Source organism: Kordiimonas aquimaris (assembly GCF_025574485.1).
Taxonomy (GTDB): Bacteria; Pseudomonadota; Alphaproteobacteria; order Sphingomonadales; family Kordiimonadaceae; genus Kordiimonas; species Kordiimonas aquimaris.
Window position 1 is genome coordinate 84,103 of the sequence record NZ_JAOBPO010000005.1, and the last position, 24,221, is coordinate 108,323.

At 50.5% G+C, this 24,221-nt stretch carries 24 protein-coding genes; 4 read left to right on the forward strand and 20 right to left on the reverse strand.

Annotated features, from left to right (window positions below; genetic code table 11):
• Positions 1-98: 98 nt before the first annotated feature.
• Positions 99-500 (forward strand): MerR family DNA-binding protein, encoded by a 402-nt coding sequence (locus tag OEU88_RS15170; protein ID WP_262696055.1) that lies wholly within the window; start codon positions 99-101, stop codon positions 498-500.
• Positions 501-559: 59 nt separating this feature from the next.
• Here OEU88_RS15170 and OEU88_RS15175 read toward each other — a convergent pair whose 3' ends face one another.
• The 17 genes from OEU88_RS15175 to OEU88_RS15255 form a co-directional block, all read right to left on the reverse strand.
• Positions 560-850 carry a DUF5676 family membrane protein gene (locus OEU88_RS15175; RefSeq protein ID WP_262696056.1) on the reverse strand — a complete coding sequence of 97 codons (291 nt, stop codon included), beginning with the start codon at positions 848-850 and terminating at the stop codon, positions 560-562.
• A gap of 56 nt (positions 851-906) precedes the next feature.
• Positions 907-1,398 (reverse strand): c-type cytochrome, encoded by a 492-nt coding sequence (locus tag OEU88_RS15180; protein ID WP_262696057.1) that lies wholly within the window; start codon positions 1,396-1,398, stop codon positions 907-909.
• Between the two features lie 261 nt (positions 1,399-1,659).
• Positions 1,660-2,877, reverse strand: a complete 1,218-nt coding sequence (locus tag OEU88_RS15185; protein WP_262696058.1) for a hypothetical protein — start codon at positions 2,875-2,877, stop codon at positions 1,660-1,662.
• A gap of 13 nt (positions 2,878-2,890) precedes the next feature.
• Positions 2,891-4,219, reverse strand: a complete 1,329-nt coding sequence (locus OEU88_RS15190) for an APC family permease (protein ID WP_262696059.1) — start codon at positions 4,217-4,219, stop codon at positions 2,891-2,893.
• Positions 4,220-4,276: 57 nt separating this feature from the next.
• Positions 4,277-5,215, reverse strand: coding sequence for a DMT family transporter (locus OEU88_RS15195; protein WP_262696060.1), 939 nt, complete (start codon positions 5,213-5,215; stop codon positions 4,277-4,279).
• A gap of 116 nt (positions 5,216-5,331) precedes the next feature.
• Positions 5,332-7,437 carry a TonB-dependent receptor gene (locus tag OEU88_RS15200; protein ID WP_262696061.1) on the reverse strand — a complete coding sequence of 702 codons (2,106 nt, stop codon included), beginning with the start codon at positions 7,435-7,437 and terminating at the stop codon, positions 5,332-5,334.
• Positions 7,438-7,587: 150 nt separating this feature from the next.
• Positions 7,588-8,022 (reverse strand): hypothetical protein, encoded by a 435-nt coding sequence (locus OEU88_RS15205; RefSeq protein WP_262696062.1) that lies wholly within the window; start codon positions 8,020-8,022, stop codon positions 7,588-7,590.
• Between the two features lie 70 nt (positions 8,023-8,092).
• Positions 8,093-8,434 (reverse strand): copper-binding protein, encoded by a 342-nt coding sequence (locus tag OEU88_RS15210; protein ID WP_262696063.1) that lies wholly within the window; start codon positions 8,432-8,434, stop codon positions 8,093-8,095.
• Between the two features lie 35 nt (positions 8,435-8,469).
• Complete coding sequence (locus OEU88_RS15215) at positions 8,470-9,486, reverse strand: DUF2231 domain-containing protein (RefSeq protein WP_262696064.1); 1,017 nt, start codon at positions 9,484-9,486, stop codon at positions 8,470-8,472.
• Positions 9,487-9,498: 12 nt separating this feature from the next.
• Positions 9,499-12,654, reverse strand: a complete 3,156-nt coding sequence (locus OEU88_RS15220) for an efflux RND transporter permease subunit (RefSeq protein ID WP_262696065.1) — start codon at positions 12,652-12,654, stop codon at positions 9,499-9,501.
• A gap of 16 nt (positions 12,655-12,670) precedes the next feature.
• Positions 12,671-14,158 (reverse strand): efflux RND transporter periplasmic adaptor subunit, encoded by a 1,488-nt coding sequence (locus OEU88_RS15225; RefSeq protein WP_262696066.1) that lies wholly within the window; start codon positions 14,156-14,158, stop codon positions 12,671-12,673.
• Positions 14,151-15,446 carry a TolC family protein gene (locus tag OEU88_RS15230; RefSeq protein ID WP_262696067.1) on the reverse strand — a complete coding sequence of 432 codons (1,296 nt, stop codon included), beginning with the start codon at positions 15,444-15,446 and terminating at the stop codon, positions 14,151-14,153. The genes OEU88_RS15225 and OEU88_RS15230 overlap by 8 nt, the downstream gene beginning before the upstream one ends.
• Positions 15,447-15,529: 83 nt before the next feature.
• Positions 15,530-15,940: a hypothetical protein gene (locus OEU88_RS15235; RefSeq protein WP_262696068.1), complete on the reverse strand. Its 411-nt coding sequence runs from the start codon at positions 15,938-15,940 to the stop codon at positions 15,530-15,532.
• A gap of 143 nt (positions 15,941-16,083) precedes the next feature.
• Positions 16,084-16,242, reverse strand: a complete 159-nt coding sequence (locus tag OEU88_RS15240; RefSeq protein ID WP_262696069.1) for a hypothetical protein — start codon at positions 16,240-16,242, stop codon at positions 16,084-16,086.
• 71 nt (positions 16,243-16,313) lie between these two features.
• On the reverse strand, positions 16,314-17,060 hold the full coding sequence (gene ppk2, locus OEU88_RS15245) for a polyphosphate kinase 2 (protein ID WP_262696070.1): 747 nt from the start codon (positions 17,058-17,060) through the stop codon (positions 16,314-16,316).
• A gap of 34 nt (positions 17,061-17,094) precedes the next feature.
• Positions 17,095-17,763, reverse strand: a complete 669-nt coding sequence (locus tag OEU88_RS15250) for a methyltransferase family protein (RefSeq protein WP_262696071.1) — start codon at positions 17,761-17,763, stop codon at positions 17,095-17,097.
• A gap of 1 nt (position 17,764) precedes the next feature.
• Complete coding sequence (locus tag OEU88_RS15255) at positions 17,765-17,980, reverse strand: DUF2933 domain-containing protein (RefSeq protein WP_262696072.1); 216 nt, start codon at positions 17,978-17,980, stop codon at positions 17,765-17,767.
• Between the two features lie 174 nt (positions 17,981-18,154).
• On the opposite strand from OEU88_RS15255, the gene OEU88_RS15260 reads away from it, so the two are divergent.
• The 3 genes from OEU88_RS15260 to OEU88_RS15270 are packed head-to-tail and all read left to right on the forward strand — an operon-like array spanning position 18,155 to position 21,903.
• Positions 18,155-20,638 (forward strand): heavy metal translocating P-type ATPase, encoded by a 2,484-nt coding sequence (locus OEU88_RS15260; protein ID WP_262696073.1) that lies wholly within the window; start codon positions 18,155-18,157, stop codon positions 20,636-20,638.
• Between the two features lie 29 nt (positions 20,639-20,667).
• Positions 20,668-21,084 carry a heavy metal-responsive transcriptional regulator gene (locus OEU88_RS15265; RefSeq protein WP_262696074.1) on the forward strand — a complete coding sequence of 139 codons (417 nt, stop codon included), beginning with the start codon at positions 20,668-20,670 and terminating at the stop codon, positions 21,082-21,084.
• Positions 21,085-21,096: 12 nt separating this feature from the next.
• Complete coding sequence (locus OEU88_RS15270; protein ID WP_262696075.1) at positions 21,097-21,903, forward strand: substrate-binding periplasmic protein; 807 nt, start codon at positions 21,097-21,099, stop codon at positions 21,901-21,903.
• A 35-nt stretch (positions 21,904-21,938) separates the two neighbouring features.
• Here OEU88_RS15270 and OEU88_RS15275 read toward each other — a convergent pair whose 3' ends face one another.
• The 3 genes from OEU88_RS15275 to OEU88_RS15285 all read right to left on the reverse strand — a co-directional run bounded on the left by OEU88_RS15275 (position 21,939) and on the right by OEU88_RS15285 (position 24,204).
• The gene (locus OEU88_RS15275; RefSeq protein WP_262696076.1) at positions 21,939-22,358 is read right to left on the reverse strand and encodes a heavy metal-responsive transcriptional regulator; all 420 of its coding nucleotides are present in this window, start codon (positions 22,356-22,358) and stop codon (positions 21,939-21,941) included.
• Positions 22,359-22,465: 107 nt separating this feature from the next.
• Positions 22,466-23,476 (reverse strand): DUF4440 domain-containing protein, encoded by a 1,011-nt coding sequence (locus OEU88_RS15280; RefSeq protein ID WP_262696077.1) that lies wholly within the window; start codon positions 23,474-23,476, stop codon positions 22,466-22,468.
• Positions 23,476-24,204 (reverse strand): class I SAM-dependent methyltransferase, encoded by a 729-nt coding sequence (locus tag OEU88_RS15285; RefSeq protein WP_262696078.1) that lies wholly within the window; start codon positions 24,202-24,204, stop codon positions 23,476-23,478. Before OEU88_RS15285 ends, OEU88_RS15280 begins: the two co-directional genes overlap by 1 nt.
• Positions 24,205-24,221 lie beyond the last annotated feature (17 nt).

A 24,221-nucleotide genomic window follows, 5' to 3' on the forward strand; every position in this document is an offset into this window, starting at 1 on the left:
GACCTTCCTTGATTTTGGTCAAATACACTCAGGAGCGGGTAAGTTAGTAAAGTTGCAAAAGGGTTCATGTAATTCAATGCTTGGATAGAGGTATTGTTATGGACGCACTTATGCAAATTGGCCAGGCAGCCGAATGGGTTGGCCTGCCCGAAAAAACCATCCGATATTATGAAGGCATAGGACTCGTTTCGCCGTTGAGGGCGGAAAACGGATTCCGACTGTTTCGGAAACAAGACATTCAATCGCTTATTGTCGTTAAAGGTGCTCGTGGCCTGGGTTTTTCTATAGAAGACAGCAGATCGTTGTTGACACTTTATAAAAACCAAGACCGCACAAGCGCGGACGTCAAGCTTCTGGCGACAAAGCAACTGGAAGAAACGCGAGAGAAGATCGCACAGCTTCGATCTCTCGAAGAAAAACTGAAGCATCTGACGGATCAATGTCGAGGCAACGAAGAGCCGGATTGCCCCATACTGGATTTCTTGGTTCGGTACCAATAGCTGTCTCCGAAGGCTTCCGCATTGATACCAAGCTGGCGCTATGCGACGCTCGCTTGGTATCAACTTGGGGGAGCTACCTTTTGCTGGTTAAAGAGATTGTAGAGGGCGCCCCATAATAAGGCGATATACCAGCCATAGGCATAGGTTTCGACGAGGCCGAGCACAAAACTCGTCAAAGTTAACCACTCAAATCCAGGCAAAAATATTTCCCATGCCGTGTGCATTGCCATCTCGGGCATCAAGAGATCAAATGACACGCAGAGGATGAAAGTTATTGCAAGGAAAAGGCTCATGCTATTGCCTAGCGCCGAAATTCTTATCATGGGAGGGTCAGATTGGTTGTCTTGCATAATCTTGGTCCTTTTCTTTTTTTCAAAAGAAGTTTGTATTAAAATTAGTTAGTTGGTTATTGGTTTTGCTTTTCATTTGCAGCGGTTATGGCGTCATGTTTCTTTCTAATGTTGTCCGGCCACCGGCTTTTTATGTATGAAAGTGCAGCAACAATTTCTGTATCACTAAGAATGTCATTATAGGCTGGCATATCACTTTGATATGTAGGATCACCTATGAGAGCTGCCGGGCCATATTTGGTGATGTTGAACAAAACATCTTCTGTATGGTGCCATGTGTGACCAAATTCATCGTGAGGTGGTGCCGGAAATCGTCCATTTTTTTTCCGCTGCCGCCATGACAGCTCTCCCTCAAGGTCAAAACCATGACAGGAAGCGCAATTTTGGTCATAGATTTGGCGGCCGAGCGAAACGACACCAATGTTGTCAGGTTCAAACGAAATGACCAGTTCAGCAGATTCGGAAACAGGATCATCAGCGTAATATTGTGCCGCAATCAGGATGCCCGCCAACGCAAGTACCAAAACAACTGCATTCCTTGCTTTCATCTGAACAACCTATGCTTCACCCTGACTATTGTGTGCTAACAGGAACTTATCTTGTGTTGGGTGAATTCAGATAGTTTCGTTAGCATCGCCTTACTCGACCATATAAGCGGAACTATAAAGGTTCCAGCTGATGGAAGGTCAAAGACTTTTTAATAGTCGCCACCAGCTAATGGGAAACTCACATGCGCAGTCCCAGAAACGGAGATTTCTTTATCCATGATTTACGGTATCTGATTAACGTTTTGGCCGGAGCAAAACACTCTAACCAACCGGCAAAGCAAAAAAGAAAACTGCTAATAGTATGGCGCCAAGCACTGTTAAACTCAGAAGGTGTAACACCTTAAGACCATTTGTAGGCTTGCGAGCCCGCAAAACAAAAGAAATCCCTGTTTGCAGCAAATAATATGCGGCAAAGGCACGTGAGGCAATTGCCACGATTTCGAAGATATCAGCGGTCCAGACCAAAAGTATACCAAGCGCTGCAACAATCAAATATGTCCATGCAGCGCTTATGCGGCCCGACGTCTGCTCCTCCATCAGTCCACCAGAACCGACGGTATCAGCAACGGCAGCACTGAACTGGCTCATCACCGCCGCAACAATCAACATCAATGGAAGAATGCTCGCAGCAAATGAAGAGAGGAAGATTATTGATGTTTCATCTGGCCTGCCTTGTTCCAGGTGATGCAGTAACGGCAGCAGCAAAGCAACGAAAGCGACGTACATAACGCTCGATAATAGCTGAGCGAGCAACATGCTTCTGGCTCTGATAGCGGCAGAATACCCGTTCGAGAGATACCGGGAGGTCTCGAAGCCCTGAACCAATAGAAGCATACCCGCCAGCATCCCTAATTTCTCGCCTATCGTTAAATGATCAGCGACAACACCGTCTATCTGAAACCCTTCGACGACGTTGTGATGGAACAAGCCGATCATGAGCGACACCACAATCGCCAGTTTGATGGAAACCGACACCGTCTCCATGCGCTCAAGCCCGGCAAGACCCGACCACGCACCTATGGCGCTTATGGCGAGCAAAATAACCGTTGTCATGATTTGAGCCCAGAGCGCCACATTGTAACCGAAGCCCTCCAGAACAAACGACGACATCAAGCGGAGATAGAAGGCGATTGAGATCACATAGGCCGCAAACAACACAACGCGAGACATCTGCTCCATAAGCTGAAGATGTGGGTCACCGTCGGCTTGGTTCAGAAGGGGCTCCGCATGTCTGATATTAAACCGGATGACCGAACCGATCCAGATGGCAACGCCCGCAATTGCGGCCATCGCCAACGGCGCCAACTTACCAACAACTTCTGCCAATAGCGGCGCGACAATCAAAAAACCGCTTCCAATGATCGACGCAAGCGGCGTTACTGTCGCAGTCCAAAACAAGTTTTTTCTGACGCGCCGCAACTGCAGCAATAAAAAAATTGCAGAGGCGACCAGTATCAATGTGATGTCTAGTATTGGCATGATAATGTGCCTGTTACCCGTGAGAATGATTAGCTGAATTCGCTGTTTTTGCGCGAATGCGGCTGAGATATAACTTTTCAAACGCAAAAACCGTCACCACACTTATGATCGCAATTGCGACGATTGGGAGGTCACTCGAACCTTTTATGATCAGGAAGGCAGTCAAGACACTCGCATCGAGTATAATGGCGCAAATCAGGATCACGCCGTTGGCACCGATATCACTTCGAATATGCCTGAAAACACCCCAATGGATAATGATGTCCATCACCAAATAAAAAATCGCCCCCAACGAAGCAATCCGGCTGAGATCGAAAAACGCCGCCAAGAAACTAGCCAGGACAACGGTGTAAACAATGGTGTGCTTTTGAACTGTCCCGGGCATGCCAAAATGACTGTGCGGAATAAGGTTCATGTCGGTTAGCATCGCCAGCATGCGCGAAACGGCAAAAACGCTGGCAAGCAATCCTGAAGCAGTTGCAATCATGGCGATCGCAACTGTAAACCATACGCCGTATTGGCCAACGGCCGGACGAGCGGCCTCCGCTAGAGAATAGTCTTTTGCCGCGACAATCTCTTCAATAGATAAAGCGGCTCCGACAGCGTAGCTAACGAGCATGTAAACTATCAGGCAGATGAACAATGAGATCATGATGGCGCGGCCGACATTTTTCTCAGGGTTTTTGACCTCGCCGCCGCTGTTCGTGATCGTTGTGAATCCCTTGTACGCCAATATCGCCAATGCAACACCGGCCAGAAAACCAGTAACACCAGTTTCGGTACTAGGTGTTGTAACAGTCGACTGAAAAGAAAAGCCCGCCCCCCAAAGGGCCACAAGCGCAAAAATCATAATACCGCCAATTTTAATCACCGCAGTCACCGTGGAGATACTGCTGATGACGCTGTTTTTGGCGATATTGACGAGAAACGCGAAAACAATCAGCCCCACAGCCAGCAAAGCCACCAGAAGGTTATCGCCCTGAATATCAAAGAGCCGCAGCGTATAAGTGCCAAAGGTACGCGCAACCAGGCTTTCATTAATAATCATCGAAAATGCCATCATTAGCGCGGCTGCACCCGTGATGGTTGTCGTTCCGTATGCTTTGTGGAGGATCATGGCAATACCCCCGGCGGAGGGATATTTGTTCGAGACCTTGATGTATGTGTAGGCACTGAAACTACTGATGACGGCCGCAAGCAAGAACGCTATAGGGAAAAGAGGCCCAGCAAATTCAGCCACCTGTCCGGTGAGGGCGAAAATTCCCGCCCCGATCATCACACCAGTACCCATTGCCACCGTGCCTGTTAGGCTTAGGCTGGCTTTTTGATACGTGCTTTCCATATTCTTACTCCTTTGGGAAGCTCTCACTAGTGAGCTAAATACCGTTTCACGATTTATCTATTTGTGTCGTTTCGACTCGGTCGCAAAACCCAATTCTTCAACTGGCTTTTTCTTTTGTGAAGCGCGGTCAGTGCCACCGCGAACCACAAATGCAACGCCGACGATGGTGATAAAAACACCTACAAACTGAAATGCTGTCAAACTCTCGCCGTAAAATAACACGCCGATTGTCAGGCCAAATACCGGTATTAAAAAACTGAAGGCGTTGGCCCGGTTTAACGGCACTTTCTCCAGGACAGAACACCAGAGCCAATAGACAAGCGCCGTTCCAGGCAAACTAAGGATGAGCAAGACCGAGATGAATGTATATGACCATTGGATCGCGGTCGGCTCAGTCATAGCGGCGACACCCATAAGCGGCAGACTGCCGAACAACATTTGCAAACCCATAGCCATGAAGATGTCTACCCGGCCCGAAATCTTTTTTATTAGTACATTGCTCAAGGTGATACCAAGAGCGGCCAGAATTATATAGGCCAAGCCAATAGCAAAACTTGTACTCCCGTCTCCCAACAGATGAGGAGACGCGATGACAATAACACCCAGAAAGCTGACCATTAACGCCACTTTACTGCGGCCCGTCAAATATTCGCCTAATACAAAGCTTGCCAAGATTGCCGCCAGAAGTGGTTGAGTATTGGCAATGACGGTTGCGATACCAGGTGAAACCAATTCTGCGGCATGAAACATGCCTAGAAAGCCGAGACTGGTTGCGCCAAGTCCAATAAGAACCAGCAAAAACCAGTCATTCCGCTTTTGGGGCAAAGGACGCTTCAACAGGAAGGCTAAGCTTATCAGTGTCAATCCAGCAATGAATGCGCGCATGGCGGCGAAGGTCAGATGAGGCGCATAGTCAATTCCCACAGTGATCAATGGAAAACAGCTTGCCCACAGTAACATGACCAAAACCGTCTGCACTATCGTTGTCGTAGTCATGTATGGAAGCTCCAAAACAGCGTCGATGTGCTCGGCACATTCTCGACATTTAAACAAATACAATTAGTTTGCGGGGCTCACGCGGCGAAGAGCTCGCCGCGTGAGCTGCAAGGAAACTAGAAGTTCCTTTTCAGTTGAATCCCATATTGACGCGGTTCACCAAAAACGGTCACTGGCAAGTTCGGGTCAGCCGCACCGCCAACGTTTCTGCCAAGGGTAATATAAGTGGCATAACGATTGTCAGTCAGGTTTTGACCGTAAAGCGACACTTCCCAAAGTTCGTCAATGGACGTAAAGGAGATACGCGCGTTCAGCAGCGAGTATGTATCCGCACGAAATTGCGGTCGATTGTCTCGCTTGAAATCCACGTTATCACGCCACGCATAATCGCCCCTGATGGTCAGGTGACCCGAGGAACCAACCTCCGTAGTATACTGAGCGCCGAAGGAATAAGCCCACTTGGGAGAGTTGGCGAGCCGGTTTCCGGAAAAATCCTCGCCCCCCTCGAAGAATACGTCATATGTAGCGTCCAGATAAGCTACCGTTGCGTTTATGTCGAAATCGTCGGCAACCCTGGCAACAAACTCACCTTCGATACCACGCACCGTCGCCTCACCGGCGTTGCTCGTCGTTGCAACACCACCGACGAACTCTACCACCTGCAAATTGGTGTAATCATATTGGAACAGGCCAATATTTGCGCGTAATCTCTTATCCAAAAGTGTCGACTTCAAGCCAGCCTCATAACTCCACAGAAATTCTGGATCAAAAGCGCCGGCATCGCCGAGCTGGAAACCACCCGATTTGAAACCGCGTGTTGCCGATACATAGGCCAAAACATCATCGTTGATGTCATAATCTACCGCGAACCGGGGTGTCCAAGCCTTCCAATCGGCTGACGGCGAACCGCCGTCGACGTTCGCTCCGTTTACATCTGTCGAGAAATTATAGCTCTTTTTCTCGTAGCTGTAACGAACGCCGAAAGTCGCACGAAGCCTGTCAGTCACATTATAGGTGCCTTGACCAAACAACGCATAGGCATTGGTGATATTGGCCTCGGAAATGTTGATTTTCGGGTCCTGAAACAACAAGTCGATGCCGCCGTCCCCATCTTCATTCAGAAAGAAAGCACCGACGATCCACTCAAGTCGGGACGAATCATTGTTAGTAAGCTGTAGTTCCTGAGTGAATGATCGAGAATTTTCCCGAAATCCAATGTCGAAGAGAAACAAGTCGGTGGCGTCCGCGTCGATTACTTGTTCAATATCGCTCTCACGGTATGACGTAATAGATTTGAACGTAACATCCTCTCCGTGCCATATGGCAGTAGAAGAAACTCCCCAGACGTCCAGATCACTGACCGGCGTGGTATCAAAAGCGAGGTCGCGGTCGCGGCTGGGAATCGTGGCACCCGCATCAACAAACTCTTGTGGATAAAAAGTTCGTATTGCAGGAAAACCAGTTTCGCGCTCTCTGCTAAAATCGCCGCGCAGTATCAACTCAAAGTCTTCTGCCAAGTCTATAGCAATTGTTGCGCGCCCGGCAACGTTGTCCTGATCCTGATATTCGTCTCCGGAAACGATGTCGGTATAAATACCGTCTCGATCATTCTTGAGCAAAGTAACACGCCCTCGTACTCCGTCAGCCAACGGACCCGAAACGGTGCCGCTGAACGTGCGCTTGTTAAAGTTCCCGAACGTTACACCGACGGCGCCCTCAAATTCGTCGGTCGGCGCTTTGGATATGATATTAAGCGTTCCCCCGGTTGAATTTCGACCAAACAAAACGCCTTGCGGGCCTCGCAATAATTCCAAGCGCTCAACGTCAAACATATCCTGGTAGCCTGTGGTGGGACGAGGCTGATAAATACCGTCTATGTGAACAGTCGAACTCGGGTCAGTAGCCACGCCGAAGGCGGATGTCCCGATGCCACGAATATTTACGATCGCCATTGAATCGTTGGTGACGGTTATTCCGGGTACAAAGAAAGTGAAGTCTTCTATCGTGCGGATGCCGATGTTCTCCAGCATCTCCCCCGTCAAAGCAGATACGCTAATAGGCGTATCCTGAAGACTGGACTCGCGCTTTTGCGCTGTAATTATTACTTCTTCGAGTAGACTGCCATCTGTATCAGCCTCTTGGGACCATGCATTGCCCGCCAGCAGCGCCGACGCGCAAGTTGCTCCAAAAAGAGACAGTGTTGGTTTGAATATTCTAGTCATAACTTCCTCCACGGGACCGTTTAGCCCCATTGCGCTCTGCCTGAGCCTTCAGGGACTCAGCGAGCTTTAAACCAATATTTTTTCGAGAGTTTTATGCCAATGGACCAGTTTCGTTATTACAAGCGACAGCTGATCGAATGGCCGGAAGTTTTAAGGTTTCGGAGGGTGATATAAAGGAGAAAGGGCGAGGCTCGCAAGATTGTGCACTGCTCTCAGACCATGTATTTGTGTCACTGAAGATTGCGGCACAATTGTCGATCTCAGGATCAGGCCTACATCACAAACCAATCCGCCGGACCCGCAACATCCATCCAATATGCCGTGAAGGTGCGTGTTGTCATCCGGCGATGGTATCTGGACATGTAAGCTAAGAAATGTATTGAACGTCTCAGGGCGCAAATCCGGTAGCTTCTCTAAGTCAACGGATTCAATCGATTGAAGCACCAACAACCCGTCAGCTAAAACCTCGAGACTACTCTGCGGGTGAAACCGCTCTGGGTTGGAAAGCGACATTACAGGCGAACTGGTCCATACAATGATGTTGACCAGAGCTACCAAACGCCCCCATTTTCCAAGTCTATCCATTCTCAACCTACATTACGCTTGGTTCAACTATAATACATTACAACGATAAATTAAAAAGAAATGATAAAGCCTAGTGACCATGAACCATCACTTTGACAATTTCAAATATACCTTTTCCATCCCGGGATAACGAAACCATAATCTCTTCACCCTTGTGAAACACGTCCATGTCTACGTTTTGTGCAACTTTCATATCCATTGTCATCGCGGGCCAACTCAGATCCTTGATAGGCCCATGGCTTATATTTACCATGCGGTCAGTTGAATTGATGCTATTGACCACTGCGTGAATCATCACTTCTTTTTTTTCAGCCTGATGCGAATGTTGGTTTTCGTCTGCAGCCGAGACAACTGGCGCATTTAAACCAACAACTATCGCCAACACCGTGGCAATTTGTGGAAGCTTCTTCATGATATTTCCCTTCTGTTTGGTGTTAAAGCGTGGGGTTAGTTCCTTTTTACGACTGGACGAGAGGACCAGTGCACGTGGATCACCTTCCATTCACCCTTCTGAGTTTGGAGGGTAAGTGTTTCGGCGCTGTAAAAGTCATGTTGCTTTCCCTTACTTTTGATAGAGAGCATCGAGGCGGTCGAAACGATTGCTATACTATTCGTTTCGACAACATCTTGTTTGAGGACTTGCCTGTTAGCCGCTTTTAGCATCGGCATTTCCGGCTTGAGGTGATGCTCGAGGTAGTCTTCCAGCGATACTTCTCTCACGCCGTTCTCAAAAATAACGGCGTCAGCGGCAAAGCTCCCCGCGACCGTATCGAAATCACCACCATTCAATGCAACTTGAAAGCTCTTAGCAAACGCTAAAGCCGACCCTTCACCGTTAGCATGTTTGATATCGCCGCAGTCTTCGCCGTGGTCATGTTGACTGGTCGCGTTGCTGTGCCCGTGACCATCTGCCCCCCTCTGTTCATGTTTTGTAGGGGGTACGGCAGTATGATGGTCACCGGTTGAAACGGCGCCGTCATTATGGCTATGTCCGCTCCCGCCAGCATGACTGTGGCCCTCGCCGGTATTGTCCGGCAGGCGCATAACCCCCAGACCATGGCGGTAAACAAGCTCCGCACCCAGATAGCCGGTGGTCCCGACAAGACCCGCTACTACGACACTACCTACCACCAACACTAATGGAGCGCCCTTCGTCCGATAACTCCATATTGCCACGATGAAAAGCGCGGCTGCTGCAAATAGCGCCCATAGACGGTGCGTTTTCATCACGATATGCGCCGTGTCATCGTGGGCTACTGAGTTAAAGGCTGCAAACCCTGCAAGCAGGGTTAACACCGTAACAAATGCCGCCGACCACAGGGTCCATTTCGCAACAATCGCAAAAGTATCAGCTCGCTTGGGCAACAGTTTCGTCAGGACAAAGAAAACACTCGATGTAACGACAAGAGCGATAGTGAAGTGCACCAAAAACGGGTGCCAATTTGGAATGATGAAGCTGTTCATGACTTTCTCCTGTTAAGTGTCTGTTTCGTGGGCAAGCGCCGGGGAATCCTCTGTTGTTTCGCGACTTTTCCAGAGAAGATAAGCTGCCGGGATTACCAGAAGCGTCAGAATGGTTGCGCTGATCATGCCGCCAACCATCGGGGCGGCGATGCGGCGCATAACTTCGGAGCCTGTGCCGGTACCAAGCATAATCGGCAGCAAACCTGCGATGATCACAGCTACGGTCATCATGATCGGGCGCACGCGCATCAGCGCGCCGTTGATCACCGCCTGCACCAGGTCTGCTTTTGCAAGGTTCCGATTTTCCTTGGCAGCCGTCGCTGTGATTTTGTCCCATGCCTGATTGAGATAGACGATCATAAGAACGCCTATCTCGACCGCAACGCCCGCAAGCGCAATGAACCCAACTCCGACCGCAACAGACAGATTATAATCCAAGGCGTACAGAAGCCAGATGCCGCCAACAAGTGATAGTGGCAGCGTGCCCATGATAATGAAAACGGCGGTCAGGTTTTTGAAGTTGATATAGAGTAACAGCAAGATGATGACGAGTGTCACCGGCACCACCACACTCAGTTTCGCCTTGGCGCGTTCCATATATTCATACTGGCCCGACCAGGCGATTGAGTAGCCCGGGGGCAGGTCGATATTATCAGTCACTGTCTGCTTGGCGCGCGCAACATAACTGCCAATATCAACTCCGGCAATATCGACATAGATCCAGCCGTTGAGGCGGGCATTTTCACTGCGGATCACACCCGGTCCACCAGTGACACTGATATCGGCGATCTGGCCAAGTGGGATATGCTCTCCATTTGGTGTGACGACAGGAAGCGCCCGCAACCGGTCGAGCGAATCCCGAAACTCTCTCGGATACCTGAGGTTAACCGGATAGCGCTCCAGGCCTTCGATGCTTTCTGTCACGGTCATGCCGCCAATTGCGGTTCGTATCACGTCCTGTACGTCCGCAATATTAAGGCCGTACCGCGCTGCTTTCACCCGGTCGATATCGGCATTAATATACCGCCCGCCCGTTACCCGCTCGGCATACACCGACGCTGTGCCCGGCACTTCCCGTATCACGCGTTCAATCTCCTGACCGACTTCACTGATCACCTGCAGGTCAGGCCCGGCGACCTTAATTCCCACCGGGGTTTTAATGCCGGTCGCCAGCATATCGATGCGATTCTTAATTGGCATAATCCAGACGTTGGTCAGGCTTGGGACTTGCACCAGGCGATTGAGTTCCATTTTCAATTGCTCTGTCGTCATACCTTCGCGCCATTCGCTTTGCGGCTTAAGCTTGATCGTTGTCTCGATCATCGTGAGCGGTGCCGGGTCGGTTGCGGTGTCAGCGCGTCCAGCCTTGCCGTATACGGCCTCGACTTCCGGTATGGTCTTGATCAATTTGTTAGTCTGCTGGACAACCTGCGCCATTTTGCCAGCAGAGATCGCCGGATAGGCACTGGGCATATACAGGAGGTCCCCTTCGTCCAGGTCCGGCATGAATTCACCACCGATTTGTGACAAGGGATAGGCGGCGCTGGCCATAATCAGTAATGCGACCAGGAGCATGCTCTTCGGGAACTTCAGAACTATTCCAACGAAGGGTTTGTAAGCGGCCATTAGGCCCCGGTTAATCGGGTTCTTGTGTTCGGGCAAAATTTTGCCGCGAATAAAATACCCCATCAAAACCGGCACGATGGTGATCGAAAGACCTGCCGCTGCTGCCATAGCGAATGTTTTGGTGAAGGCAAGCGGGTGAAACAGTCGCCCCTCTTGTGCTTCAAGCGCAAAAATGGGAACGAAACTAAGGGTAATAATCAGCAAAGAGAAGAAAAGCGGCGGCCCGACCTCAACCGCGGTTTTGGTCACAATCTGCCACCTGTTTTCATCGGTGACATCATCTTCCTCCATATGCTTGTGATAATTTTCTATCATGACAATGGTGGCATCGACCATGGCACCAATGGCAATGGCGATCCCGCCCAATGACATGATGTTGGCGTTAACACCCTGGCTATTCATAACAATGAACGCCGCCAGAATGCCGACCGGTAAACTGAGGACAACCACAAGTGATGATCTTAGATGAAACAGAAAGACCGCACAGACGAGGGCGACGACCAAAAATTCCTCGATCAACTTTTCAGCCAATGTGGTGACCGCCCGCTTAATCAGCGATGAGCGGTCGTAGGTTTCTACGACTTCCACACCTTCAGGCAGGCTGCGTTTGAGGATTTCAAGTTTTTCTTTCACCTTCTCGATCGTGCTCAGGGCGTTTTCGCCCCAGCGCATGATAATCACACCGCCGACAGCTTCTCCTTCGCCGTTCAGTTCGCCGATACCACGTCTGAGTTCCGGACCTGTGCGCAGTTCGGCAATATCTTTCAGAAGAATGGGCGTGCCGGTTTTGGTCAGGCCGACAGGAATGGATTCAAGGTCCGACAGCTCATCGATATAGCCGGACGCGCGAACCATATATTCTGCCTCTGCCATTTCAATGACCCGGCCACCGGTTTCCTGGTTGCCGCGCTGAATGGCCATCTTCACCATCGGCAGGGTTATGTCGTATGCCCGCAGCCGGTTGGGATTAACGACAACCTGATACTGTTTGACCATACCGCCGATGGTGGCCACCTCGGATACGCCCTCTACCGTTTGCAGTTCAAATTTCAGAAACCAGTCCTGAATGCTGCGGAGCTGCGAAAGGTCATGCCCACCAGTACGGTCTACTAGGGCATATTGATACACCCATCCAACCCCGGTAGCGTCCGGCCCTAGGGCTGATCGGGCTTCCTGTGGCAGGGTGGGGGCAACCTGGCTCAGATATTCCAGAACCCGTGAACGTGCCCAATATAGGTCCGTGCCGTCTTCAAAAATGATGTAGACATATGAATCGTTAAAGAAGGAGTAGCCCCTGACCGTTGTGGCGCCCGGGACTGACAGCATCGCCGTTGTTAGCGGATATGTTACCTGGTCCTCAACCACCTGCGGCGCTTGGCCCGGGTATGTTGTCTTGATAATCACCTGCACATCCGAGAGGTCAGGGATGGCATCCAGAGGTGTTTTCGAGAGCGAATAAGCGCCCCAGCCGGTAAATAGCAAGGTCAGGATCACCACCAAAAAGCGGTTCTCTATCGACCATCGTATAATATTTGCAATCATTTGATGTCTCCGCTTCCTACATTTTTGTCGCTTTGGTGATAACAAAGGGGCCATCAGCACTTTTCGTCAGCTCAAAATGCATGCGATCACCGGGTGCGAAAGATGACAAATCAACCTCAGGGTCGGCGGAAAAATCCATCGTCATTTCGGGCCAGCCAAGCGAAGAGATGGGGTCATGGGTAAGGTTGACGGTGCCATCATCCGACACCGAGTTAACTGTGCCCATGCCGTGATGAACCTCTATTTCGTCAGCCATTTCAGCCATGTCGTGCCCGGCATGATCTTGCTTGGCACCCGCTTCCAGCATACGCAGAAAAGCACTATTGATGCTGGCTTCGGAGTCGATGAGAAACTGACCGGATGTTACGATCACCTCGCCGGCTGACAGGCCAGCTTTGATTTCCACCCGGTCACCACTTTCCATGCCAGCAACAACTTCGGCAGGTCGGTACTTGCCGTCGCCTAGTGCCAGTACAACCCGATCAGTTTTGCCGGTGCGAATAAGCGCCTCGCGCGGAATGGAAACGACATCCTTCACCGGAGATGCCGCAATACTGATCTCACCGTACATATTTGGCTTCAACCGGCCGTCGGGGTTGGAAAACGCCAAGCGCGCCTGTACTGTTCGGCTCATTGGGTCAACGATGGGATACACATAATCTACTGTGCCGTTCCAGGTTTCACCGGGGAGAAAAGGCAGTGTCATAGTTGCTTGCTGGCCTTCGCTTACCCAGTCGGACTGGCCTTCGAAGACGTCAACCTTGATCCAGACGGATGACAAATCTGCTAGAGAGAACACCGTTTTGCCCGGTGTAACATGCATGCCCTCACCAATCTCCAAGGCTATAATAACACCATCTTGAGGAGCAAGAACCTCGATACGCTGTTTCACTTCACCGCTTTTTTGAACTGTAGCGATTTGGCGTTCGGTCATTCCGAGAGCCTTAAGCCGTTCTTGTGCTGCGCTTGCAAAACCTTTCTGGTCGAGCCTGACAGACTGGAGAAACTCTATCTGGGCATTTACCAATTCCTGTGAATAGAGTTCGAATATCACTTCGCCCTTTTGAACAACCTCGCCAACCGCTTTCCTGTATAGTTTTTCAACCCAGCCAGCTGTGCGTACATGCACATGTGACGTCTTGTCTTCGTCGAACGTGATGAACCCAATGGTATCGATCTCACGGGACAGATCTGAAGCCAGCGCAACATCAGTTCTCACCCCGATGTTATTGACCACTGCGCCACTTATTTTCAGTGCATTGGGATCATCGCCGCCAGCTTCGTCTCCGGCGTAAATAGGGATTAACTCCATCCCCATGGGTGATTTCCCAGGCTCGTCGCGCCTATAATTAGGGTCCATCGGCGCTATCCAGTAAAGCACCTCTTTTTCGTCGTTTTGCGCCGGGGCACCAGTTTCAGGTGCCTGGCCCAGCATGCTTGCGCCGTAACCAAGACCAGCTCCGATTGTCAGCGTCGCTGCTACTGTTAAAATTGTTTTACGCATCGTCTTCACCTTCAAGGAATAGAAGTTGGGCCTGAGCCTTCAATCGGTCCGACTGGAGCCTTATCAAACTAAGCTCTGCATCAAGCTCTGCCAGCCGCGCTCTAACCAGTTCTGCAAAATCGGTAACACCGCTCTGGTAGGATGTGAGCGATGCTTCTGTGGTTTCCTTTGCCCGCTTGAGGACAACCGACTGATAGAGGGAAATCCGCTCCTGAAGCCGCGTCCAGTCGGCATAGGTTGTCTGCAGCTTCCTTCTCAAATCCAGCAAAACACCGTCCAGCGACAGGCGGGATGCCTGACGAGACCGCTTTGCGGCAGAAACCTCTCTGTCTTGCCGTTTTGCTGTGAAAAGGGGCACATCCATAACTACGCCGACTGAGGCAAAATCAGCGCGCTCGGCACCGCGCGCTCCGTACCCCACATTAACGGTCCATCCGGGTTTATATTGCTCACCGGCGATATCGACATCTTTGCTTGCCACTTCAACGCGCGCCGAGAACATTTTGGCCGCAGGATGTTGGGGTAAAATATCAATAAGAGCCGTCACATCCGAGGGATGAACCAGACCAGGCGGTGTTATCGCAATGGGGCGACGTGCCGCTGCCTCACCGATACGGCGTGCCAGTTTCGCGCGGGAAATCGATGCCTTCCTGCCGATTTCCACCAAGCGATCGTCCAGAAGGCTGAGTTCAAGCTCGGCTCTCAGGATGTCCTGGCTTGTCTCGCGTCCTGTTGCGAAAATAGCCTGAATAACTTCTATAAGCTCTGCGACTGCCTTTCGGCTTTCGCCCACCTTGGCTTCCGCCTTGGTCCAATAGTAAAGGTCGAGCCAGTTAAGGCGCGTATCCAGGATGATTTCCCGCTGACGCAGTTCCTGACGGAACCGTTCGCTGGTCGCCTGCGCTTTTCGCTTTGACCGCCGATGCTGGAGCGTATCCCCTTTCGGGAAAGCCTGACTGACCCCCACCTGAAGCTGGGTCATTGCTTCTTGCGTATAACTGAAGCTATTGGTCGGCCAGTTTGCAAATGTCATTCTCAGTTTGGGGTCTGGCAGTTGCGAATCTGAAACCGCACGATCATCAAAGGCCGCAGCCTGTTCGCCCGGCTCCATCAGGTAAGGATCCTCAGACGAAAGCGCCAGTTTAATGGCTTCCTGAAGAGATAGCTCACCTGAGACGGCTGGCTTTTCCTGCGCTATACCGAGGGGACTGGATTGTAGAGCACCAACGTTTACCGTAAAAGTAAATGCTATAATAACGGCTGTTGAGACCGTAGTCAGATTGTACATATTGTTACCTCAAAGATCATAAAGTCTGCGCGCAATTGGCATTTCCAGCCAATTACGCCTTCAGCTTCGGGTTAAACCGAGCCTTAAACGATCAGAGAGATACGGGGAGGGGGAGTGTTTAGGTTCGCATGCCGGGAGGAAGCCGTTTCGTCGATTGGCCTAAACGCTTGTGGGCGTATAGTCCATCCGGCCATATCAGGCGCGTTTAATGAGATAACGGCGCAAGTGGCGACATTTGCACAGCAGGAAATATCACACAGTTTTTCGGGGGAAGACGGGTCAATACTCGCATGATCAGACGCTGTCTGGTGGCTGATCATCTTCCCTTGGCTATAGTGTGCCATCAGGTCATGAGACTGTGCCCTCATGCCGCCTTGATAGGTCTCTGGACAGCAATCATGTGTGTCCAGAGCGGACGCCATAGGCGCCACCAAAATCACGCCTAAAGCGAGAAGGGCTATTAACCGTGTAACAATGTTCGTAGCGAATCGCATAAGGTGAATAATAACCCTTGACCACGGTACAGGGTCAATAGGTAAAAAAGATACACTCTCGAAATTGATTAGTACCTTGATATGTAAATGTTTCACAGGATGCCGTCAGCTTCATAACGATAAACACATAGCCAGCATCAACTTTATTTGCGGCCTGTTCTAAACCCAATACCCGTCAAAATAGCCAATAACAACAGATCATCAATCCCGAAATGCTCCCAGTGATCTATAGCCAACAAGATGGCGGCCGTGACGAGTAACGGGTTAGCGAGGGCGCCAAGGGTGTTTTTCCAGTGCGTCATGCTAACTCTCTATATTTAAGCCATATGCCAGACCTGAGATGCTCCCATCAAAACGAGACGCCTTGATTACATTAGTAATGGAGGAAGCTTCCGGATTGTTCGGATTCATAGGTCCGTACTATTGAAAGATCTTGTTTTTGCCAATGAATGTCTCGCTCCGGGCAATCCACCCGCCCAAGTAAATCCCGAATGATGTTAAGTCTCGCCGATTTTTTATCATCAGCGTCCACAATGATCCAAGGGGCATGGTTAGAATGTGTGCTTGCCAGCATGTCGTCTCTTGCCTTGCTATAATCGTTCCATTTTTTCAGTGCCTGCGCGTCAATTGGGCTGATTTTCCATTGTTTGAGTGGATTATTCGCTCGATCCTTCAGTCGACGTTCCTGTTCCTTGCGCGAGATGTCCAGATAGTATTTTAGGATTTGCATACCGGAGCTTGTCAGTATTTCCTCGAAGCTAGGTACAGCTTCAATGAAAGCGGTATATTCAGCGTCAGAGCAAAAGCCCATAACTCGCTCGACACCGGCCCGGTTGTACCAACTGCGGTTAAACAGAACCATTTCCTGCGCGGCAGGCAACTGGTCGACGTATCGTTGAAAATACCACGATCGGCGATCTCTATCGCTGGGGACAGGCAGCGCAACGACCCGAGTTTCCCGCGGACTTAAATGTTCAGTAATGCGCTTGATAACACCGTCTTTACCGCTCGCATCCCGACCTTCAAATATCACAACAACCTGATGGTTATGCGCAATCAAATGCCGTTGGAACTGCACCAGATAAGTCTGAAGTATGCGTAGGTCTGTTTTGTACGTCATCGCTCAAACGACTTTCAATGCGGTGATTCAGATTCTATCGGTATTCGTCCGTGTTTCCAAGATCAGGGCGAGCCATCGACTTCAGTGTCGGAATGAACCGCGGGACATTTGCTCTATAGTCCGTGTACATTTGGCCGAAATCCCTTATAGCCTGTAGTTCCTCGCTTAAAGCAAGCCGCCAGTATACGATCACGAGAACCGGAAACATAGCAAGTGTAAGTATGGTCGGCCACTGGAGCAAAAACCCAAACATGATCAAAATGAAGGCTACATATTGAGGATGTCGCACACGAGCATAAGGTCCGGACATGGCTAGTGTTCCCGACTGCTGAGCGGCATAAAGTATGCGCCATGCTGAAGCCAGCAACCAAAAGCCACCACCAATGAAGAACATGCTTAGAATGTGGAATGGCCCAAAATGAGGGTTCGATTTCCAACCAAACATCATTTCCAACAAGTGGCCAGAATCGTGGGCTAACCAGTCAATTTCGGGATAATTGCTCTGGAGCCATCCCGATAGGAAATAGATAGTCAACGGAATCCCATACATTTCTGTAAAGAGTGCGACGATGAAAGCGCTGAAAACACCAAAAGATCGCCAATCCGTCTTGGTTTTTGGCTTTGTAAAACTAAAAGCAAAAAATATAAAGATTGCGGAGTTGAGAACAACCAACGCCCAGAGACCATATGATGAATGTTCCATATCAATGATCCCGGTCTGAATGGTAATGATCGGAATGGCCGTGATGCATGAAGAAATGCATCCCGACACATAAGCCAACCAGCAGGAGCAATGGCAAGATTCCTCCTAGATTGATGTGTGCCTTATGTTCGAACAGCAGCATGAGCGCAGCCACCGCCAGAAATACACTGAAAACAAATCCAATCCTAGACTGGAAAAACCCAGGTTCACTTTTCATAATAATCTCCCTTTATGGATTTAACCCATAGGGCTTCCAGTGGCGGGAAGGTCAACAAGATTTTTTGTAAAACTCTGCAGGCACTTATAGAGTTTTCAAAAAAGGGCCTTGACCTTCCACCAGCTATAACCTTTAGGCTGGCCCAAATTTAACCAACCATTGGGAGGCCCAGCAATGGCGTCAGATCATTTGCATCACCATGAAACGGATCATGATAAGGACCAGTCGATTGTACGCGACCCGGTTTGTGGCATGCTTGTCGACCCCGAGACAGCGGCCAACCACCTGCACCACGACGGAAAAGATTTTTTCTTCTGCAGTATCGGGTGTGAAGCAAAATTCACCATAGCGCCTTCGCAGTTCGTAAAATCGAATGATCCAGTTTGCGGCATGAACGTTGAGCGCGCGAGTGCGGCCCATATTCATTCCTACAACGGGGCCGTCTACTATTTTTGTTCTGACACATGTGAAAAGAAGTTTTCTGTCGCGCCGGAAAAATACCTTGAGCCCTCAGAAATGGCAAAACCGGCACCAGAAGGCACTCTGTTCACCTGCCCGATGCACCCCGAAATCATACAGGAAGGTCCCGGCAGTTGTCCCATATGTGGCATGGCGCTGGAGCCGATGGGTATTCCTGCCGAAGACGCAGGCCCAAACCCCGAACTGGTCGATTTCAGGCGCCGTTTCTGGGTCGGCGCGCTCTTAACTGTCCCGCTGCTGGTTTTATCGATGGGGCCTTTTGTGGGTTTGGGCTTTATCCGCGACATGATCGGCGAAAAACTGACCTTGTGGATTGAACTTATCCTTGGAACGCCGGTTATTCTCTGGGCGGGGTGGCCTTTCTTTGTTCGTGGTGTTCAGTCCGTGATCAATAAGAGCCTGAATATGTTCACCCTCATCGCAATGGGAGTTGGCGCCGCCTATATATTCAGCGTCGTAGCAGTTCTTGTACCCGACATATTCCCAGACGGGTTTCGTGATGCAGACGGGCATGTCGGCGTCTATTTTGAAGCGGGGGCGGTGATTGTCGTTCTGGTGCTTCTTGGACAGGTGATGGAGCTTGGTGCGCGCGAGCGTACGGGTTCTGCGATCAGGGCGCTGCTGGATCTGGCTGCGAAAACCGCGCGGGTGATCCGCGAAGGTGGCCTGGAAGAGGAAATTCCCCTTGAGGATGTTGTTGTCGGCGACCGCCTGCGCGTGCGACCGGGTGATAAAGTTCCGGTGGACGGCGTGGTCGTTGACGGACGGTCTTCTATCGACGAATCCATGATCTCGGGCGAGCCGGTACCGGTTGAAAAAGTGCAAGGCGACGACGTTACCGGCGCAACAATCAATGGTACGGGCAGCCTGATCATCGAGGCGCGGCGGGTTGGTGCCGATACCATGTTGAGTCAGATCGTTGAAATGGTTGCCAGCGCCCAGCGAAGCCGGGCGCCCATCCAGAAACTCGCTGATACCGTTGCTGGCAAATTTGTGCCGGCCGTGATTTTGATCGCGATTCTTTCTTTTGCCGCTTGGGCAACATGGGGACCGGCGCCGGCGCTTTCTTACGGTCTTGTGTCTGCCGTTGCCGTCCTGATCATTGCGTGCCCATGCGCCCTCGGCTTGGCGACCCCAATGTCCATTATGACGGCAACAGGTCGCGGAGCGCAGGCGGGCGTATTGATCAAAAATGCGGAAGCACTCGAGAGGTTCGCCAAAGTTGACACGCTGATTGTCGATAAAACCGGCACCTTGACGCTAGGCAAGCCAAAATTGGTCGCGGTAATACCGGAGCCGGGTCATAGTGAAGCTGAAATTCTTCGCCTTGCGGCAAGTTTGGAGAAAGGATCTGAGCACCCGCTTGCCGAGGCCATTGTCGCCGGCGCAGAAGAACGCACAATCGACATAGTCCAAACCGACGAGTTCGAAGCGGTTACAGGTATGGGTGTCAAAGGCGTGGTCGACGGAAAACCGGTGGCGCTCGGTAATGCCAAACTCCTTGCTGAACTTGGCCTGAACAGCGAGCATCTACTGGAAGCAGCCAATAAGCGGAGAGACGAAGGTGAAACAGTGATGTTCGTAATTATTGGCAGCGAAATCGCTGGTCTCGTCTCTGTTGCAGACCTGGTTAAAGAAACAACCCCCGAGGCTCTGGAGGCCCTGCATGCTCAGGGCCTCCGCATTGTGATGGCGACTGGGGATAATGAGCGAACGGCGCGCTCGGTTGCCGCGCGCCTAGGCATAGATGAAATTCGGGCTGATGTACTACCAGAGGACAAAGCTAGAATTATTCAAGACCTGCAAGAAGCCGGACACAAGGTTGCGATGGCCGGCGACGGCGTCAATGATGCGCCCGCTCTAGCGCAGGCCGATGTGGGAATTGCGATGGGAACAGGCGCTGATGTTGCCATTGAAAGTGCTGGCTTCACCCTTGTGAAAGGCGACCTGAACGGAATTGTCCGCGCTCGCAAGCTGTCAAAAGCGACAATGCGAAACATCAAACAAAACCTTTTCTTCGCACTATTTTATAATGCAGCCGGCGTCCCGGTGGCTGCAGGCATTCTCTATCCGTTTTTGGGTGTGCTGATCTCACCAATTTTCGCGGCTGCCGCCATGAGCCTCAGCTCAATCTCGGTAATCAGTAACTCGTTGAGACTGAGGACTGTGAAGCTCTAACAGGTTGAGGCAATTGTGAGCGGGGGAAAATGACAGTTCAATTGACCATAGGAAAGCTCGCCGACGCCACCGGTGTCAGCGTTGAAACTATCCGCTATTATGAGCGCCGCGGCATCCTTCCCAAGCCGGGTCGACTTTCGTCCGGATACCGAGTTTATGGTCAAGAAAGCCTGTTGCAACTCAAGTTCATCAAAAATGCCCAAACTCTTGGTTTTACTCTGCGAGAAACCAAGGAGCTGCTGTCGATAACAGAAGACCCCGACGCAGATTGTGCCCGCATAAACGAGACGGCGCAGGCCAAACTCAAACAGATCAATGAAAAGCTGAAACTTTTGCGGAAAATTAAACGAAATCTGACGGTGTTGGCAGAGTACTGCCCGGCTGATGACCAACCGCTGAGTGAATGCAGTATTATCAACCACCTATACGGCGAGCGGGAAATGTAGTTAACTCAGACAATGGTTACTTACCTTACAGGTCGAAATTATTCTTTAACGAAGCGGCGGTTGGTATCCGTCTCGCTGGCGACTGCAATAGTGATTTCTTGGCCAACGAAGGCTGAGCATATCTCCTTCATTGGCGGGGAAATCCCCTATGTTTTCCATCAAAAACAAACCGGGCCGCATAATGAGTTTTACCAGCACGTGATACAGCAAAGCATGGTCTCACATGAAATTAAATTTCTACCCTACCGCCGCGCGATGCGGGATTTTTCAGTGCGTCGTGCTGACTGCCTGTATGTGGCGACCGATACAAAAGAAGACTACCCTCAAGAAGCGATTGCAAAAAATGAGATCGTATTTTCCGACCCAATTAACAGTATTAACTTGCATGCCTACACGCGACTTGATGAGTCCGCGATCAAATCGATGTCTGACTTAAAGGGGAAAGTAGTTGCTGGTGCGCGCAGCCACCTGAAGAAGCTGACATCTTTGGCCAATGTTTCTTCCAATAGAATACATATTGACACCACGGATCATATAAAGGCTTTTGATCTGCTCGACAGAGGCAGAGTTGACGTGGTAATTGCCTATGAATTCGATCATGTCAGGTCTGAGGCAACTCACAATTTCACCAGACATAATTTCGATCAGGATTTTGTTATCGAAACCACAAATGAAGTTGTGGCCTGTTGGACCAGCGTGGACACAACAGGCTTTATCAAAACTTTGAATGCCAAGATAAAAGATTTACAACAGAACAAAAAACTGGAGAAAATGTTTAATCCGGTTGCGTCGAGAAACAACGAACATTCCATGCATTAGCGGTACTCAATGAAGCCGTAGAGTCTTCGAAAAGTTTAAATTGCGACCTCTCTAACATCATACAAATGATTAACAATGCTGCATTCGCTCAGTGGTTGCTCGTCGGCGGGACACCGCTGTGACAGTATTTTGAGGGCGCCCTGCATTTTTTTTAGTGCCTTGATCTTCTTATTGATCTCTTGAAGTTTTTGGGTTGCTTTCTCGTTGACCTGGGCACAGTCGGCGTGCTCGTCGGCGGTAAGGCCAATCAGGTCACTCACTTCGGCCAATGTGAACCCCAGTGCCTGCGCTTCCTTAATGAACCGGACCCGTTGAATACTATCACTTCCATATACGCGGTAACCGGATTCCAAGCGGTCAGGTGAGGGCAGGAAACCGAAGCGCTCATAGTATCTGATGGTCTCTGCGCTAACGCCTGTCGCTTTGGCAAGTTTTCCAATCGTCATCGGTTTCATGTGTCTCACCTTATCTGGTTTTTTGATTTCTCAAATCTTACACCTTATAGTATACTTTAAGGTCAAGAAAATACTGGAAATCCCGTTATCCACTTTCGGTTATAGGGTCACTTCTCACCCCAATGGATAAGCGTTACTCGCCAGTTATGGCCATCATGCTTCATCACCAGCATCTCGCGGGATAACTCGTCAATTTCCTTGTCCCGGTAGCTTCCCTGGGTACGAGAGTGGGTGATCACCCAGGCCAAATCACCCGCTTGGGCTACCTTGCGGTCTAAAGTCGCGCTATTCACATTAGGTAGAAATGCCATGTCCGATTTCATATGGCCGCCCATATAGTCAGCTCGGCTGGTTTGCGCGTGACCACCCTCCAGAATCAATACATCCTCGGCGAGGATTTTCTCAACCGCGGCCTCATCGCCTTCACGCAGCGCCGTATAGAGTGCGTCAGCAACTAGCCCGGGGTCACTCCGAACAGCGTCCGGATGGTCATGGCCCTGTTTTTCGGCAGCATCTTTGCCCTCTTTAACGTCGCCGTGGTCATGCTCTTTGGCACCGGCATCATCATGCTCTTGCGCTGCGCCGTCGCCGCAATCATGCTCGGTTGCAGCATTATCATCGTGCTTTTTCGCCGCACCATCACCGTGATCATGATCGTGACCGTCGCCCGTAACCGTCGGCAAGGATTGAACGCCGAGGCCGTAGCGATAGACAAGTTCACCGCCCTTGTAGGCTGTGACAAGCAGAATGCCGCTGGAAACAAGCAAAAGCACAACGTCACGTACCGGCAGATTGGATTTTCGCCGTGTCCAGTTGAGCATGCCGGCAACAAGGAAAGCTGCGAGCGCACCAAAACCCCAGTTTCTGTGATCAGTCATCGCCGCGTGCGAAGGACCGTCATGCCCCACGCTGTAATAGGCCTGAAGCCCTGCAGCTAGCGTCAGAACGGCGGCCACAAGACCAATCCACAGAACAAGCCGCCCCGAAATTACGGTTGCTTGATCAGCAGTTGTGCGCCCGCGAAACAATGACCAAGCCAAGAGTGCCGTCGCCGTCAACAACAACGCAACTGTGAAATGAACCAAGATTGGATGCCAGTTTGGAATAATTTCGATCATTAAATGTCCCCCAGTGTTATATTTTGATTGGTCGAGCCTTCAGGGCTGCGACGAGCTTGATATAACCAGACGGTGCCTAGCGCCGTTTGGTGAAGTGGCTTGACGTTCTCGACTGTAAAACCAGCCCCCGACAATAGTGATGGCAACCTGCCTTCACGGTTGGCTCCTGTAAACTCCAGGCCGTCCAGTAGCCTTACCAGCCAAAAGCCGAGATATTGAACTATGCCGACTGGTGGCCCCCAATCTACAATGGTCAATTTGCCATCTTTATTCAAGAGAGCCCACAGGTTCTTCAGCACAATATGTTTTTGGCCGGTTGTTAAATGATGTAAAACCAGGCTGGAAACAACATGATCAAACCGTTTTTCTGATAATTCTTTAACATCCACCAAATTAAGAAGATTCGCTGCAATCAGCTTGACGATGTCGGCATCATCAAGTTTTTCCTGAGCTATTTTGAGAGCTTGAGGGTCGATGTCAACACCCGTGATATTTGCATTGGGAAGTCCCCTTGCCAAAGCACGGGTTAAGCTCCCTGTACCACATCCTGCCTCAAGAACCTCAGATGGATTTGCTTGCTTGACGCACGCAACCGTCCTTTTGCGCAGCAGACCCTCACGCATGGATATACGAATTGCGCTGTCGTATAACCTGGTTGCCCAGGCGAATCCAAGGGCCGGAACATAGTCCTGTTTCGGGCCCTCATTTGTATTAGCTGTTTGTTTCATTTGGCGAGCCTACACCT

What these genes read in the sequence shown, in the direction of transcription:
- OEU88_RS15210 (WP_262696063.1), bottom strand. Translation starts at nt 8,434, where the DNA reads ATGAAGAAGCTTCCACAAATTGCCACGGTGTTGGCGATAGTTGTTGGT.
- OEU88_RS15180 (WP_262696057.1), bottom strand. Translation starts at nt 1,398, where the DNA reads ATGAAAGCAAGGAATGCAGTTGTTTTGGTACTTGCGTTGGCGGGCATC.
- OEU88_RS15225 (WP_262696066.1), bottom strand. Translation starts at nt 14,158, where the DNA reads ATGCGTAAAACAATTTTAACAGTAGCAGCGACGCTGACAATCGGAGCT.
- ppk2 (WP_262696070.1), bottom strand. Translation starts at nt 17,060, where the DNA reads ATGACGTACAAAACAGACCTACGCATACTTCAGACTTATCTGGTGCAG.
- OEU88_RS15205 (WP_262696062.1), bottom strand. Translation starts at nt 8,022, where the DNA reads ATGGATAGACTTGGAAAATGGGGGCGTTTGGTAGCTCTGGTCAACATC.
- OEU88_RS15185 (WP_262696058.1), bottom strand. Translation starts at nt 2,877, where the DNA reads ATGCCAATACTAGACATCACATTGATACTGGTCGCCTCTGCAATTTTT.
- OEU88_RS15195 (WP_262696060.1), bottom strand. Translation starts at nt 5,215, where the DNA reads ATGACTACGACAACGATAGTGCAGACGGTTTTGGTCATGTTACTGTGG.
- OEU88_RS15190 (WP_262696059.1), bottom strand. Translation starts at nt 4,219, where the DNA reads ATGGAAAGCACGTATCAAAAAGCCAGCCTAAGCCTAACAGGCACGGTG.
- OEU88_RS15170 (WP_262696055.1), top strand. Translation starts at nt 99, where the DNA reads ATGGACGCACTTATGCAAATTGGCCAGGCAGCCGAATGGGTTGGCCTG.
- OEU88_RS15260 (WP_262696073.1), top strand. Translation starts at nt 18,155, where the DNA reads ATGGCGTCAGATCATTTGCATCACCATGAAACGGATCATGATAAGGAC.
- OEU88_RS15240 (WP_262696069.1), bottom strand. Translation starts at nt 16,242, where the DNA reads ATGACGCACTGGAAAAACACCCTTGGCGCCCTCGCTAACCCGTTACTC.
- OEU88_RS15230 (WP_262696067.1), bottom strand. Translation starts at nt 15,446, where the DNA reads ATGTACAATCTGACTACGGTCTCAACAGCCGTTATTATAGCATTTACT.
- OEU88_RS15280 (WP_262696077.1), bottom strand. Translation starts at nt 23,476, where the DNA reads ATGATCGAAATTATTCCAAACTGGCATCCAATCTTGGTTCATTTCACA.
- OEU88_RS15255 (WP_262696072.1), bottom strand. Translation starts at nt 17,980, where the DNA reads ATGAAAAGTGAACCTGGGTTTTTCCAGTCTAGGATTGGATTTGTTTTC.
- OEU88_RS15215 (WP_262696064.1), bottom strand. Translation starts at nt 9,486, where the DNA reads ATGAACAGCTTCATCATTCCAAATTGGCACCCGTTTTTGGTGCACTTC.
- OEU88_RS15175 (WP_262696056.1), bottom strand. Translation starts at nt 850, where the DNA reads ATGCAAGACAACCAATCTGACCCTCCCATGATAAGAATTTCGGCGCTA.
- OEU88_RS15250 (WP_262696071.1), bottom strand. Translation starts at nt 17,763, where the DNA reads ATGGAACATTCATCATATGGTCTCTGGGCGTTGGTTGTTCTCAACTCC.
- OEU88_RS15220 (WP_262696065.1), bottom strand. Translation starts at nt 12,654, where the DNA reads ATGATTGCAAATATTATACGATGGTCGATAGAGAACCGCTTTTTGGTG.
- OEU88_RS15200 (WP_262696061.1), bottom strand. Translation starts at nt 7,437, where the DNA reads ATGACTAGAATATTCAAACCAACACTGTCTCTTTTTGGAGCAACTTGC.
- OEU88_RS15235 (WP_262696068.1), bottom strand. Translation starts at nt 15,940, where the DNA reads ATGCGATTCGCTACGAACATTGTTACACGGTTAATAGCCCTTCTCGCT.
- OEU88_RS15275 (WP_262696076.1), bottom strand. Translation starts at nt 22,358, where the DNA reads ATGAAACCGATGACGATTGGAAAACTTGCCAAAGCGACAGGCGTTAGC.
- OEU88_RS15285 (WP_262696078.1), bottom strand. Translation starts at nt 24,204, where the DNA reads ATGAAACAAACAGCTAATACAAATGAGGGCCCGAAACAGGACTATGTT.
- OEU88_RS15270 (WP_262696075.1), top strand. Translation starts at nt 21,097, where the DNA reads ATGGTTACTTACCTTACAGGTCGAAATTATTCTTTAACGAAGCGGCGG.
- OEU88_RS15265 (WP_262696074.1), top strand. Translation starts at nt 20,668, where the DNA reads ATGACAGTTCAATTGACCATAGGAAAGCTCGCCGACGCCACCGGTGTC.